The sequence below is a fragment of the Parafilimonas terrae genome (genome assembly GCF_900115755.1).
Lineage (GTDB): Bacteria > Bacteroidota > Bacteroidia > Chitinophagales > Chitinophagaceae > Parafilimonas > Parafilimonas terrae.
The window spans coordinates 636490-651548 of sequence record NZ_FOXQ01000001.1; the positions used below are offsets into that span (position 1 = coordinate 636490).

Here is a 15059-nt window from a genome sequence, read left to right on the forward strand (position 1 = left end):
AATTCATTAATGATTATTCAGTAAATCTTTCACCCATTTTAGTTCCCTGCTGATAGATTGATCAATGGGTAAACGCATTGCCGTTGGCAACACTTCCCATGTGTAAGTTTCCACTTCCAGATATTTTGTAAACGGTTTTTTTTTATGAATATCAAGCACGGTTTTAATATCTGCCTGCGTTGATTGCAGTATATCATAATGTTCAATAAACAGCGGAACATGGTAATGCGCCCGCCATTCTTCAACATCTGCACGATTACTATCTGCAAGCGCATCCGGCATATCCCGGTAATGCAAAAGCATACCGTCTTTTTTTCTTGCTACCACCTGGTGCAGGTAAACAGGTTCATTAAAATTTTTAAAAGCATTAATCACCTTTTCTTTTTCAACAGTTGAACCATCAAGACGGCCTTTTAATGCTGCGCTGATTTGTATTTTACCTGTTTTTATTCCATGTTCTTCAAATTTTTTAATCATCGCTGCATGGTCTTCATAACCCACTGCAAAATGGCATACATCATAGCAAAGCTGAATATGTGTTTTAATAGCTTCTTCCGCAGCATTTTTATTCAAGCCTTTACTTTGCAAATGTTCAATACCCAATGGCAATAAACATTGCAGGTACCATTCTAAAAATTCAGTTCCGTTATCTAACAGTCCATCAGGCTCCGGCTCAATATCTATATGTATTGTTTTGCCGGTTTGTTGTTTAATATCAATCAGCCTGTCAACAACCAATAAAAGATTAGCTGTGGCTTTTTTTATAACCGTATTCCATTCATCTTCTTTATGCCAGAATCGATAGGTTAATGGCGATGTAGAAATGCTTCCTTCCATTTCATCCGGCAATAGTTCTGCTAATATTTCCGCAAGCCTTATGGTATAAGCAACGCGATCGTTTGTCAACCAGTCAGGCGCATGCACTTTATCTTTTACTGCAGTATGATGAAAGTTTCCATAAGGGAAACCGTTCATAGTAAAAACATACACATCATTATCGCTTAACCATTCTTTAAATTCCTGCAATGATTGTTGTTGCAATGTTTTGCTGGCAGCATCAGCAAGGCGGAGGCCTAAACCAAATGCTTCATTGGGCGCCAGTTCTTTTTTTATTGCCGGTACATTTTCTTTCAGCTTTGCAAAATGATCTTTCCAGCTTTCGCCCGCATGTATATTGCTGCAATATGTTAAGTGGCAATAAGAGGTCTTCATTGTTGTTCAATTTGATGGTATTGCTTCAGCCATTCTGAAGCTTTTTGTAATAATGAAATATCCAGGTGATGCACTTCTTCACCTTTGCCTATTTCGTTTAACAGCATGATTGTAAGCCTACCTCCGAGATGCTCCTGGAATTCGTGCAGGCCTTGTATCACAGGACTGTTATCATCTGAAACCTCCATCAACGGATGCGTAATATCAAACCCAAGGTCAATCAATAACTGAATGACTAATCTTGCATCTTCTTCATTAAGCCAGCCGCATAAATGCGAGTAAGCCGTATCGAGCGCAATGCCCATTGCAACTGCTTCGCCGTGACGTATTTCAAAGTTGGAAAGCTGTTCCACTTTATGAGCGCTCCAATGCCCGAAATCCAATGGGCGCGACGATCCTTTTTCAAACGGATCGCCACCTGCAATATGATCAATGTGTAATTGTGCACATCGTTTTATCTGGTATTGCATCGGTTCCATTTCACGCCTGTTTAATGCCAGTGCATTTTTGCAAAGCCATGCATAAAATTGCTTGTCTTTTATAAGCGCTACTTTAACCGCTTCCGCAATGCCTGCACGCCATTCCCTGTCAGCAAGTGTAGTAAGAAAATGATCATCATTAAAAACAGCCACAGGTGGCGCGAATGTGCCGATGAAGTTTTTCTTGCCATTATAATTGATGCCATTTTTTACACCAACACCTGAATCGTTTTGCGACAGTACAGTAGTAGGCATCCTGATATGGCGAATACCACGGTGCGAAATGGCAGCAGCATAACCAACCATATCCAGCACAGCGCCGCCGCCAATGGCTGCGATATAAGAATGCCTGTCAATGCCATGTTCATCAACGGCTGCAATAATTTCATGCACATAAACATCTGTGTTTTTGCAAGCCTCACCGCCGGGTACAATAAGCATATCATCAATTAATATTACTTCACTGTTGGCCGCAAAATACTGCCGTATATCATCCATAAGTGTTGGGTGACATGCTGCAACTTCTGAATCAATTACAAAAAATATTTTTTTGATATTGTCTGAAACATCAGCCTGCAAAAATTGCCTTAACACAGGGTTCTGTTGCTGAAACAAATGACTGGTGAAATAAACGCGATATTCAAATGGAACGCTAAAACGTTGTTGTATATAATCCATCTCAAACAAAAATTAAACAATACAATTTTAAAATAACATGATTGCTGTCATCAACTATACTATGTTACTGCAAAAAGCCGCGCCAGCAAAATAGAAAGCGGCAGTAACAAAACAATAATACAGGCAAGATAAAATTGTCCGAATGCAGCGGCCCATGCTGCATTCATTAATATCAATGCGAGCACACCGGCTTTTACAGCTTTGCCAATCAACGGGCCGGAAGGCTGTTTAATAGCTTTCATAAGCGGTGGCATAATCATACCGCAAAAACCTGCAATAAGAAAAACAGCGGTCCGCCAGTATTGTTGTATTATACTGAATGTAAGCAATGTTGCTATTACCAATGCATATAAACAAACAGCAAGGTATAAGTTGGCTTTGTTGCCGCCATGCACTTCTCCCCTGCTCACCGTGGTTATTGCGGCTATATAAACAACAGGCACCAAACACAGAGGCCAGAAACTGTGTACGGCTGCCGGCATAATACTTATACCAAGTAATAAATTCAAGCCCCTGCACAAGCCCATTGTAAACGGGCCTGCAATAAAATGATGCTTGCACCATTTATCATAAACCAATGCACAAACAGCAATAGCAACAGATAAAACAACAGAAACTGTATAACCTTCATGAACATTTGCGGCCGCTATAATTCCAATCACCAATAACAATAAGCCCCAAACTGTTGCTGCAGTTTTACTTACAACACCTGAAGGAATAGGGCGTTCCGGGCGTTCAATTGCATCGAGTTTTGCATCAAATACATCATTGAATACAACACCGCCTGCATATAAACCCATTGTTGAAATGACCAGTAAAATCACCGGTTTCCATGAGTATTCATTCGCATTCAAAAAATACCCGGATATAGTGATACCTGCAAGTATATCGGAAACCGCAGTAATAACATTAGCCGGCCTTGTTAACCGGAGCAACCCCGTTATCCTTCTCACAAAACCTTATTTAATAATGATAGCGTTTTTATCTATGCGTGGTTGCTGGCCGCCGCGCAAAATAGTATTGCCATTAAATTTCTGGCTTTGGTCTATTTCTTTATCGCTATTAAAATCAGCTTCATCAATTTGCCCGCTTTGTGCAAAAGCGGTGATGGCATTTTTATATGTTGCCAGGAATATATCTTCATCCTTGATGCCGCGCTGTTTCATTAATGCAGCCGTTTTGGGCACCGCCAGCGGATCACTGATGCCCCAGTCTGCTGCTGAATTCACCATGATGCGTTCACTGCCATATTGTTTAATAACTTCTACCATGCGCTCATTACCCATTTTGGTAAACGGGTAGATAGTGAATGCTGCCCAGAAACCGCGGTCTAAGACTTCTCTAACGGTCTCCTCATTATTATGATCTACAATTACCATGTATGGATCAAGCCCATGCTCCAACGCAATATCCATGCTCCTTGTCGTTCCTTTTTTCTTATCGCGGTGCGGCGTATGAATTTGTACAGGGAGATTAGCTTCTTTCGCCAGTTCCAGTTGCAGGCGATAATACTTTTCTTCTGCCGCTGTTTGATCATCAAAACCAATTTCACCCACGCCAACCACGCCTTCTTTATAAATAAATAAAGGCAATATTTCCATCACCTGCTCAGCAAGCGCTTCATTATTGGCTTCCCTTGAATTTAGGCCGATGGTGCAATAATGTTTAATGCCAAACTGCGATGACCTGAACCGTTCCCAGCCTATCAAACTGCTGTAATAATCCCTGAACGTACCAACAGCAGTGCGTGGTTGGCCTAACCAGAAAGCCGGTTCAATCAATGCTACCACGCCGGCATCGGCCATGGCCTGGTAATCATCCGTAGTGCGTGAAGTCATGTGTACATGCGGATCAAAAAAACGCATGCCTTTAATTGTATCAAGATAACTGGTATCATTACTGTTTGGTTGCAGCTCTTTTTCTGTCAGGTTTCCATTACAACACATAATTGCTTAATTAAAATTTGAAAGAATATTTTATACAGCAGCCGCTGCTTCTTTTGCAAGCGAATGCCAATTTAATTCACCCGATTCAATCGTATTCTCTATTTCAGAATATTCATGCAGCAACGTTTTGGCCGGTTCGTAGTTGCTGTTATAACAGGCAAGCAAAGCAGCTTTTTGCTCAACCGGGTTTTTGCTTTCCAACACTTTTTGTATATCGCTGAAATTTCCTGCATCAATAAATGGTGCAACGCAACGCCACAATTGCGGGTGCACCGTTCTTGATGCTGCCCAACGTTCATGCGCATAATCACATAAAGTATCAGCCAATGCTTTGTTAGCTCTTTTATCAAGGCCGATGATGCAATCAATATTTTTTTCCGTAAAAAAAGCTTTCAATACCAACTGGTTCCATGCCGCTTCACTTAGATATTCTGAAGGATAAGGATTATTGCAGATAATCGTTTCCAGCACCGCCCCTATATTACTTCTTATGCCTTCTGCACAACGGGCTGCCCATTTTTGCGGGTAAGCAAGAACAGGTAATGCGCCATATAATGTTACCAGTTCATTTACTTCTGCCGCAAGAAACAGGTTCTCTATTATTTTTATATAAGCATCCTCGTTTGTATTATCCAATTGCAGCAGGAGCCATACCCTGCATAAGCGGTCAATGCTATATCCTTCTATTGAAAACCCGGGGCGTATTTGCTGCAGGGAATTTAATTGTTCCACTGAAACCTGTATATATTCCTTACCCGTTTTACGTGGAATTAAAACAAAGGTTTTATTAAACTGTCCAATATCACCGGATGAAGGTTGCTGCTGCAGCCACTGCCAGGCTGCCGGCGTAAGTTGCTGCTCAATAATCCCTGTAAGAAAGGCATTCAATCGTTCTGCTTGAAAAACATGCATCATTAATCATTTAAAAAATCGGCGGGATAAAACTAATTCAATTTTAATTTTAACTATCCTGCCCCATGCGGGCAAATAAAAGAAGAAACAGTAAACCCGCTGTTATTTACTGCCTGTAAAAAAAGTTTAACATACTTATACAATAGTTTTAATATTTGCGCGGAAAGGCCCGCGGTTTAGTGGAAACAGGTTCAGGCGATAATCCTCATACGTCAGTCCTATGGGAAAAGCGCTGGTAAAAAAGGTTTTCAACCCCGGCTTTAATCACCCGGCCGCGCCTCACCCTGGTTCGTTTTTATTCTTGATAAAAGCAAACCAATAACCACGAACAAAACCCCGGTAACTGTATAGATACTGATAACATCTTTTACCACCCATGCCGCGATGATGAAACCAAATAACGGGCAAAGGAATAACCACAAGCCTGCGCGAACAGCATTCAATTGCAATAAACGCAACCATAACTGCACGGCAAAAATAGAAACGGGTATGGCCAGCCAGCTTACAGACAGCCAGAATTTACCATTGAAATGATTACCGGAACTCCTATAAAAGAAAAGTGTTACAGGCAGTAAAAATAATCCGCCAAGCAAAGTTTGCCAGCCATTAATGGTAAGCAGAGAAAGACCGTTCCATTGCCTGGATGAGAAATAAATAGCCCCAATGGAATAAGATAACATGCTTAGAAATATTGTTATCAAACCTGCAACACTTACAGTGGCGTCGCCCATTAAAGGCCATGAAGCACATACAACACCAAGTGTGCAAACAATGATAGAAATAATGATGGAGTAATGCAGTTTCTTTTTTAAAAAGAACACCGAAAGAAAGCCGATGAACACAGGATTGGAAGCAATAGCCAAAGCGCCTATACCTGCTGTAACGTTTTGCATGGCGATAACATACAAACCCAGGTATACACTGATGTTTAAAAAGCCGTAAACCATCAATTGCTTCCATTCTTTTTTTTCAGGCAAACGTTGTTTTAAAATAAAATGTGCAATAAACAACATGAGCGTAGAAGCCAGTGCAAAACGCATTTCTGCAATTACCAAAGGCTGCGCGGCCATAAGACCGATCTTAGTGGCAGTTGAAGCCGATGCCCATAAAACTGCAAACAATATTCCCGTAATAAACCAACTAAAATTTTTATTAATATGCATCATTATAATTGAAAAGCATCACTTCATCAGATGTGCTGCAAGCCCTGCATGCAATACCATTCCAGCCCCTTTAAATAAATTTCCTTTCGCCGTTTGTGCTACAGTTCCATCGCGGTGAAGATAGCCATACCACTTCCCATTTTCTCTGGCTGGCAAATGAAAAAAGCCAGAATACAAAACAGCAGCGGTAATAAAATCCTTTTGTAATTCATTCATGCACATTTGTAAACCTGCTTTGTATAATTTTTACTTCCATTTTACTGCCGTAAAAACAATTTCTTTGTAGCCATCCCTTTCATACAATACACCAATTGTTTTTTTATTAAGTTTTACCAGATCGGAATAAGCCGTAAAATCCTTTTTACGGTTGTCAGCGCTTTTATCAACTGCAATGGCTTTACTCCATGTTTTGCCATCATTATAACTGATGCGCAGTGTAAGGTTATCTCTTTGTTTTATATCAGCAGCGTTGCAAAAGGCAATAATGTTTTTACCCTTTTTTGTGCCGATATTTAAAATACTTCCCTGGTTTACGGGATCGATGAGTGTTTGATCAACGTATGTTGTATCCCATGTTGCACCGCCATCGCTGCTGATAGAAACAATCCTTGCTTTCATATCCCCGCTTTGGTTGCGGCTGTTCATCATTAATTGATCACTGCTTAATTCTGCAGCCATAGATTCATTGCTTCCGGGATAATTTACTGATGCTCCCAAATGAAATGTTTTACCATGATCATCGGTATAAAACCCATGCGCAGCATAGTCTGCAAAATGTTGTTGTGGTGCACCTGCAGAATGATTGGCCGCCACAAAAATCCTTCCTTTATATTTTCCGTTTTGAAACTGCATGGCATGGCCGGGTATATTCGCATAACTTCTCCAGTCTTCCGTAAAATTGTAAGCCGGATTTACCTCTGGTTGTTTGGGACGATGCACCTGCGTTGTAATATTTACAGCATCGCTCCAGGTGTTACCGTTATCAGTTGAAGTTTTATACCAAACTTCCCGCAGGCCATTACCTTTTCTTACTTCGCCTTCGTGATTATTGCCTGTATTATAAAACAGAAAAATGCGGCCACCGGGATAAGCCGGATCGGTTAAATCAATAACGGGTGCGGGATTGCCTGCCTGTAATGAATTAACATCTACAATGGTTTGCAACGGCGACCATGTTTTACCGCCATCATGGCTTTGCTTCATTACAATATTAATGTCGCCAAAATCGCCGGCGCCGTTTATCCGGCCTTCGCAAAAAGCCAGCAGTTTTCCATCCGGCAAACCAATGATCGCCGGAATGCGATAACTTTTATGCCCTTCTGTTCCCGACACAAAAACAGGAACCTTTTGCTGCGCAAAACCTTGTATGCATGAACAAAAGAAAAACAGGCAGACAAATAAATGTTTCATTAGATAATTAATTTGAATAGTAACCCGATTACTGCTTTTTTATACACGATCTGCATTAATTTCCTTTTGCCTGTTCTACGAGATTCTCCAGCCATAAGGTTTTATAATAAGCGGGGCAATAGAAATAATAATTAATATAACTCCAATGCAGGAATATTTGCTTGAATGGCGTGGGATAAGAAAACGCCGCTCTTGCCTGGAAAAAAATAAATTGCTGTTGGTTGCTTTTTTCAAATGCTTCAATATCCGTGAATGGCGGTTTATAATATTCATCTTTCACACCAAGCCGCATTAAAGATGTGCTTAAAATAATTTTATCCATCACATTATTACAGGCATCAAATTCTTTTTTAGCATCATCAATTAATTGTTGTTTATACACTTCCAGTTCGGGAATATGGAAAGCGTGCATTAAGCGAACAACATGGTAAATTAAAATAGAAGAACGCACATAGTAAGGCGACAAATAGATTGGCGCACGCATATATTCGCGGTTGCGAACCATTTCTGTAATTAGTTGCAAAGTGGCACTGTCCTGCTTTACAAAAGGTAGCTTTTTATCCAGTACAAAATATAAAATATTACAGTGAACACCAAAGTCAAAGTCAGGCACAGTGCGGCTTCCAAGGTATGTGCTGTAAGCGGGGATGTCTCGATATTTTTTATAAGCAGCAATTATTTTTTGTTTGGAAAGATTGGCAACATCAATCAACCGTTGCTTTAAGTCTGTAACATCTTTATTGCTGCTGCTGTCAGTCATTAATATCATCACCGTATCATCTGCATCTTCGCCCTGGCCAAAAACCTGTTTCAAATATTTAAAGTAATAAGTGCCCGGCATTATCGGGTCTTTTGTTGCCCAGAAACCATAATAAGGATAACCATGTTTATTGCGATATAACGGATAAGAAATCCTGGCTTCATGAATAATATTTTCAGCAATAGCTTTATCTGCTGCATTCAAATGAGGCAGCATATTGCGCAGGGCAAAGGCCGTGATGGCCGTATAAAAAACAGTATTGTCCGGCTGAAGATTATGCGGCGCTCCGCCGCATTCGCGATACGTTGGAAAACCGCCCCTGTAAAAGAAACTATCTTTTTTAACCTGCATTGATTGAATATCCAAAAGCAAGGCATGAATAAGTGAATCTTTGTTTTGTGCAAAAGCCGCTTCAAAAAGGCATAGAAAAACAAGTATGGTAAAAATTTGCTTAAACATGTTTTACGCACCTTTAGGAGATGGGGTGATTTTATAAATGTATTTCAGCCATTTTAAAATATTGCCAGGCTTTTCCATATCAACTATCATATCCTTCCTTTCCAGTTTCCACCAGTCAACTTTACCTTTATGCTTTTCCTGCGTTTCAATAAACTGGTCAATAGCTACAAGGCTTCTTGCATTGATGGTATTCATAACAATGCAAAAGTCTTCCTTATCTTTTTTTGTATAAGGCAAAGCATAAATTTTTTTGTTCTGCAACTGTATGCGTTCAATAAATTCTTTTTTAAACTGAACGTAATCATCACAGGTATTTATCAATGTATAAATATTATCACGCACATCTTTATACAAATCAAAAATATCATTGCCAAGCTGGTATAAGCTGCCAATTAAAAACAACACTTCCAGCATTTGCTCACTGGCCGCCTCGTCAAGGCATTGATGATAGATAATTACACTAACAGCGCCTTTTGTATAAGTAATGCGCTGCATTTCTTCTTTTGAAATACCGGGATTCGTTTGTGCAATTGTTTCAACCTGTATATCCAAAACATCTTTTGATGCTTTAATATATTCTTCCTTATGCGGAACGGTTTTTAATAAATATGTTTGAATCTCTTTTGCCACATGCGCTGAAAACGTAGTAGCAGCAAAGGTTTCAGGATGAAATGTTATTTGGCGTATGCTATCATTATCAAGCTTATCTATATCAAACAAATCATCGCCAACGGGCGTAAGAATGCCGAATAATGTGGCGCGTTTACGTTCTTCATTACTTAAGATTTCACCATATAATCTTTTATAACTGCTGCATAAAAAAGATGTAATAAAAAGGCCGTAATATTTTAAGATCTTGCCACGCTGCTCTGTTTCAAACTTCCCGTTATATTTATTTTCAAGTTCATCCAGATAAGGAATAAGGAATGTTTTATTGAATTGCTTTTGAACTTTTATTTCACTGTAAACTTTCCTGGCGATATGAATGTAACGGAAAAAATTCATGTATAATTCAAAAGTAAAAAGTAAAAACCCAAAATAAGCAAGCGTTTCCACTTATAACTTAAAACTTATTACTTACAACTTTACTTCACATTCGCCACCACTTTTGCCCCCGCCCTTTTTGCAGATTGCATCACGCGAAAAACTTCGCCGTAATAAGAAGAGGTATCGGCATTGATGACAACAGAAGGTGTATCTACGGTACTGCGGTTTTTATCAACTTCAAACTTTATAAGACTGTCGAGGCTACCGGGCTCAATCTGGCGGTGACCGATATAAATATGCTGGTCTTTATCAATGGAAACAACTATATTTTGTTTGGCCTTGGTATCTTTTGTGCCTTTAGGATTGTTTACCCGCACAACATTTGGGTTTGCCAGTGTTGATATAATCAAAAAGAAAAACAACAGGATGAACAAAATATCATTCAATGTTCCCGAATGCACTTCTGCCTGTGTTTTAAACCTTCTTCTAATATTCATAACTATAAACTCAAAACTTTAAACTACAAACTAACGTGTTGGTTCCTGCAGCACATCAATAAATTCTGCGCTGGCTATTTCCATCCTGTTGGCTGTTTTGTCCACCTGTGTATTTAAAAAATTATAGGCAACGTAAGCCAGCAAACCAATTATAAGCCCCGCAGCCGATGTAATCATCTTTGTATAAATACCACCGGCAATTTCACCCAGTTCCAGTTCGCCGGTTGATGCAATGGCAGAAAACAATTGCAGCATACCCACAATGGTCCCCAAAAATCCAAACATAGGCGCAATGCCTGCAATTAAAGAAAGAATATTCAGGTTACGTTCCATTTTATACATTTCAATACGGCCCACATTTTCCATGCTTTTTTCAATGGCATCAATGGGTTTGCCAATGCGTTGAACGCCTTTGTCAATAATGCGGGCAACCGGGTTATCGGTATTGCGGGCAAGGTTTCTTGCGCCATTTATATTGCCTGTAATAATGTTATCGCGAATGATATGCATGAAGTTGGCATCAATTCTCGAAGCCTTGCGAATAGCAATCAATCTTTCAAAAAAAACAAAAATAGCCACGGCCAGCAACACATAAAGCGGGTACATAATCCAGCCGCCCTTATTCAGCAAAGTCCATAAATTCATGGTTTGCGGCTGTTGTGCAATAGTGTTTACAAGCTTTGAACTATCAACCTGTAATAAAAATAGCATGCTTATACTTTTTGATGTATGCAAAATACGTTCAACCACAAAACAACGGTTGCCCTGTTGATAAATTACGTTTTGATGTTATTTTAAGAAAGATTTTGCAGCAAAGCTCCGCTTTGATGAATGTTTTTTGGTTGCCAGCCAATAAACAGGTGGCATCACGGTTGTGTCACTCCCTTGTACTATATATTTTCATGGCAGCAAAATCTCACCCTCATTTCCTCTCCGGGAATGGAGAGGGATACCCATACTCAAACACTTATAATATTATGGTACAACGGCAGCTTGAATATCTAATGTATCCGCATTTATTCAAACGGTTGCAGCAATCCACTTACCAGATAATTGTATCTTTGATACATGCAGCAAACCGCAGCAAAATATGTAACACAGCAGGATTACCTCGCCTTTGAACGCAGTGCTTTGGATAAGCATGAATATTATAAAGGCGAAATATTTGCCATGAGTGGTGCATCATTCAAGCATAACCTTATTGAAAGTAATTTAAGAGGAACGTTGCATGATTTTTTAAAAGACAAAGGCTGCAACGAATTTGGCAGTAACCTGCGCATTCACATTCCATCCAATACATTATATACTTATCCTGATATTATTATTCTTTGTGATGACCCTGCATTTGTGGATGATGAATTTGACACCATCACAAACCCATCTGTTATCATTGAAATCCTTTCTCCATCTACCGCCAATTACGACAGAGGCGCTAAATTCGATTTATACAGGGAGATAACATCTTTACACGAATATCTTCTTATTGATTCAACAGCTATTCATGCAGTGCTATATGTGAAAAATGATGATAACACATGGACTTTGTCAGAAACAAAAGATTTAGGCCAATCGTTAACAATCCCTTCCATCAATTTCACCGTTGGCATTGCAGAGATATACAACGGCGTTGATAAAGTAAAGCGTTAATACTATCTTGCCCGCATGTTTGCATGCAGGCATATTGCACTTACACAATTCCGCAACTACCGTTTTGAATCTTTCAACTTCAACGAAAATATTATTGGCATTTATGGTCAAAACGGAAGCGGTAAAACTAATTTGCTTGATGCAATCTATTATTTATGCTTTACCAAAAGCAGCTTTAACCGCCCCGATGCCCAAAGCGTAAAAGATGGCTTTGCCGGTTTTCGCATTGACGGAAGGTTTGAAAAAAATAAGGAAGAGCATAAACTCGTTTGCATACTGCGTGAAAACAACCGCAAAGAATTTTTGGCTGATGAGGAGAGTTACACAAGGTTTTCGGAACACATCGGCAAATATCCCTGCGTGATGATAGCGCCGGATGATGTGTCTTTAATTACCGAAGGCAGCGAAGAGCGCAGGAAATTTATTGATACATTGTTATCGCAATTGCAACACGATTATCTTGAACAACTGATTGCCTATAATAAAATATTACAGCAACGCAACAGCTTTTTAAAATTCGCTGCCGAACGCAATAATTATGATGAACAATTGCTTGAAATATTAAACAGCCAGTTGCTTGAAAAAGGCAATTTTATTTATGAGCGAAGGCAACAGTTTTTAAACGAATTTCTGCCGCAGGTTTTAGCCCAATATATTTCCATTGCTGATAAAGATGATAAGCTTTCCCTTGAATATGAAAGCCAGTTGAACAATAACACATTTGAAGAATTGTTGCAGCAAAACCTGCAGCGCGATTTATACCTGCAACGCACCGGCACCGGCATTCATAAAGATGATATGGTGATTGAATTGAAGCAAACTACTTTTAAAAACATTGCATCGCAGGGACAGCGGAAAAGTTTATTGTTTGCTTTTAAACTGGCTGCTTTTGAAACGCTGAAAACTATAAAAGGTTTTGCGCCCATTCTTTTATTGGACGATGTATTTGAAAAACTTGATGAAAAGCGTATGGAAAACCTGTTACAATATGTTTGCGTGCAAAGCGGCGCACAGGTTTTTATAACAGATACGCATAAAGACAGGTTACAGCAATCTTTCATAAAGATTGGTAAAGGATATAATTTGATCGGGTTATAAATTTGTAGTTTCACGCAAAGCAAAAAAGAAGCGCAAAGACTTAGCTTATTCTCTTTGTGGACCTCTGCGCCTTTGCGCGAAACGTTTCAAGAATACTATACAATGAAAAAATTATTGTTTTTGCTCATAGCTAATTGCTCGTTGGTCACAGCCTCATTAAATGCACAGCAAACGAAAACATTCACACATGCTGATACATTGCGTGGCAGCATTACTCCTGAGCGGGCATGGTGGGATGTGTTGAGGTATGATATAACGGTGAAACCGGATTATGAGAATAAGACGATTGAGGGAACAGTAAAGATCATTTATAAAATAAACGGAAAAAGCTTAAATAAGCTGGATATGGATAAACCAATGGCGCTTATGCAAATCGATTTGCAATCTCCGCTGGTTATAGATAAAGTACAGAGTACAGAAAACAATAACTTTTCTATTATACATAAACAAGGTGAAAATGTTTGGTATATTAATAAAGGCCTCACAAATTATATTCAAAAGAAACAACTGATTGATTCAATAATCATCACTTATCACGGCAAACCCCGCGAAGCCGTTCGCCCGCCCTGGGATGGCGGCTGGATATGGAAGAAAGATAAACAGGGAAGACCCTGGATGAGCGTTGCCTGCCAGGGTTTGGGCGCCAGCGTTTGGTATCCCTGCAAAGACCATCAAAGCGATGAGCCTGATAATGGCGCTTCACTCACTATTATTGCACCCGATACTTTAGCAGCGGTTGGCAATGGCAGGCTTTCATCAACTATAAAAAATAATGATGGCACAGCTACGTGGAAATGGGAAGTAAAAAATCCTATCAACAACTATAACATCATTCCATACATTGGCAAATATGTAAACTGGACTGATACTTTGCATGGCGAAAAAGGTGTACTTGACATGAGTTTCTGGGTGCTTGATTATAACCTTGACTCAGCCAAAGTGCAATTTCAGCAAGCCAAATCTGTAATACATGCGCTGGAATATTGGTGGGGCCCTTATCCTTTTTATGAAGACAGTTATAAGCTGGTTGAATCGCCGCACCTGGGTATGGAACACCAAAGCGCTGTTGGCTATGGCAACAGGTTTCGCAACGGTTATCTCGGTTCTGATTTAAGCGGCAGCGGCTGGGGCCTGAAATGGGATTTTATTATTGAGCATGAGAGCAGCCATGAATGGTTTGGGAACAACATTACTTCAAAAGACCTGGCAGATATGTGGATACACGAAAGTTTTGCCAACTACAGTGAAACTTTATATACAGAATATTTGTTTGGCAGGGAAGCCGGTAATGATTACAATTATGGCACCCGCAAAAAGATAAGAAATGATGAGCCTATTATTGCTCACTATAACGTAAATGAAGAAGGCAGCGGCGATATGTATTATAAAGGTGGCAATATGCTGCAAACCATTCGTTATTCCATAAACAATGATGCAAAATGGCGCAGCATTTTACGCGGCCTTGGCAAAACATTTTATCATCAAACTGTTACCGCACAGCAAATAGAAAATTACATCAGTAAGAATGCAGGTATAGATTTCAGTAAAGTATTTGATCAATATTTAAGCAACATACAAATACCGCAGTTGAGTTATTATTATTCGCCTGATAAAAAGAAAGTCTATTACCGCTGGGATAGCTGCATAAATGGTTTTAACCTTCAGCTTGTTTTATTGCATGATGGTAAAGCCATCCGCATAAAGCCAACCCAACAATGGAAAAGTTTAAATGACACTGCCTTTTTTAATACAGCATGGATTGATAAGCATTATTATATAAAGCTGAAAGAAGTGAAGGCGGAGTAAAGTTA

At 39.5% G+C, this 15059-nt stretch carries 15 protein-coding genes; 3 read left to right on the forward strand and 12 right to left on the reverse strand.

Features of this window, described 5'->3' with window-relative positions; all coding sequences use genetic code 11:
- Window positions 1–6: 6 nt before the first annotated feature.
- The 12 genes from eboE to BM015_RS02830 all read right to left on the reverse strand — a co-directional run bounded on the left by eboE (window position 7) and on the right by BM015_RS02830 (window position 11214).
- Window positions 7–1212, reverse strand: a complete 1206-nt coding sequence (gene eboE / locus BM015_RS02775; protein ID WP_090654252.1) for a metabolite traffic protein EboE — start codon at window positions 1210–1212, stop codon at window positions 7–9.
- The gene (locus BM015_RS02780) at window positions 1209–2369 is read right to left on the reverse strand and encodes a 3-dehydroquinate synthase (protein WP_090655187.1); all 1161 of its coding nucleotides are present in this window, start codon (window positions 2367–2369) and stop codon (window positions 1209–1211) included. The genes eboE and BM015_RS02780 overlap by 4 nt, the downstream gene beginning before the upstream one ends.
- 59 nt (window positions 2370–2428) lie before the next feature.
- Window positions 2429–3322 (reverse strand): UbiA-like protein EboC, encoded by an 894-nt coding sequence (gene eboC, locus BM015_RS02785; protein WP_090654254.1) that lies wholly within the window; start codon window positions 3320–3322, stop codon window positions 2429–2431.
- Between the two features lie 6 nt (window positions 3323–3328).
- Complete coding sequence (locus BM015_RS02790; RefSeq protein ID WP_090654257.1) at window positions 3329–4315, reverse strand: TatD family hydrolase; 987 nt, start codon at window positions 4313–4315, stop codon at window positions 3329–3331.
- Window positions 4316–4345: 30 nt separating this feature from the next.
- On the reverse strand, window positions 4346–5230 hold the full coding sequence (locus tag BM015_RS02795) for an EboA domain-containing protein (protein ID WP_177191789.1): 885 nt from the start codon (window positions 5228–5230) through the stop codon (window positions 4346–4348).
- A gap of 257 nt (window positions 5231–5487) precedes the next feature.
- Window positions 5488–6393 carry a DMT family transporter gene (locus BM015_RS02800; protein WP_245751181.1) on the reverse strand — a complete coding sequence of 302 codons (906 nt, stop codon included), beginning with the start codon at window positions 6391–6393 and terminating at the stop codon, window positions 5488–5490.
- Window positions 6394–6408: 15 nt separating this feature from the next.
- The gene (locus BM015_RS02805) at window positions 6409–6606 is read right to left on the reverse strand and encodes a hypothetical protein (protein WP_090654259.1); all 198 of its coding nucleotides are present in this window, start codon (window positions 6604–6606) and stop codon (window positions 6409–6411) included.
- Between the two features lie 30 nt (window positions 6607–6636).
- A complete protein-coding gene (locus tag BM015_RS02810) occupies window positions 6637–7800 on the reverse strand; it encodes a sialidase family protein (protein ID WP_090654261.1) in 1164 nt (387 codons plus the stop codon).
- A gap of 55 nt (window positions 7801–7855) precedes the next feature.
- Window positions 7856–9019, reverse strand: a complete 1164-nt coding sequence (locus tag BM015_RS02815; RefSeq protein ID WP_090654263.1) for a hypothetical protein — start codon at window positions 9017–9019, stop codon at window positions 7856–7858.
- Window positions 9020–9022: 3 nt separating this feature from the next.
- Window positions 9023–10075 (reverse strand): hypothetical protein, encoded by a 1053-nt coding sequence (locus BM015_RS02820; protein WP_090654265.1) that lies wholly within the window; start codon window positions 10073–10075, stop codon window positions 9023–9025.
- 29 nt (window positions 10076–10104) lie between these two features.
- Window positions 10105–10503 carry an ExbD/TolR family protein gene (locus BM015_RS02825; protein ID WP_090654268.1) on the reverse strand — a complete coding sequence of 133 codons (399 nt, stop codon included), beginning with the start codon at window positions 10501–10503 and terminating at the stop codon, window positions 10105–10107.
- A 30-nt stretch (window positions 10504–10533) separates the two neighbouring features.
- The gene (locus tag BM015_RS02830; RefSeq protein ID WP_090655192.1) at window positions 10534–11214 is read right to left on the reverse strand and encodes a MotA/TolQ/ExbB proton channel family protein; all 681 of its coding nucleotides are present in this window, start codon (window positions 11212–11214) and stop codon (window positions 10534–10536) included.
- Between the two features lie 357 nt (window positions 11215–11571).
- Here BM015_RS02830 and BM015_RS02835 point away from each other — a divergent pair, with 357 nt between their 5' ends.
- The 3 genes from BM015_RS02835 to BM015_RS02845 all read left to right on the forward strand — a co-directional run bounded on the left by BM015_RS02835 (window position 11572) and on the right by BM015_RS02845 (window position 15054).
- The gene (locus BM015_RS02835) at window positions 11572–12150 is read left to right on the forward strand and encodes a Uma2 family endonuclease (RefSeq protein WP_090654270.1); all 579 of its coding nucleotides are present in this window, start codon (window positions 11572–11574) and stop codon (window positions 12148–12150) included.
- 15 nt (window positions 12151–12165) lie between these two features.
- Window positions 12166–13248 (forward strand): DNA replication/repair protein RecF, encoded by a 1083-nt coding sequence (gene recF / locus BM015_RS02840; protein ID WP_090654272.1) that lies wholly within the window; start codon window positions 12166–12168, stop codon window positions 13246–13248.
- 102 nt (window positions 13249–13350) lie between these two features.
- The gene (locus BM015_RS02845) at window positions 13351–15054 is read left to right on the forward strand and encodes a M1 family metallopeptidase (protein ID WP_090654274.1); all 1704 of its coding nucleotides are present in this window, start codon (window positions 13351–13353) and stop codon (window positions 15052–15054) included.
- Window positions 15055–15059: the final 5 nt, after the last annotated feature.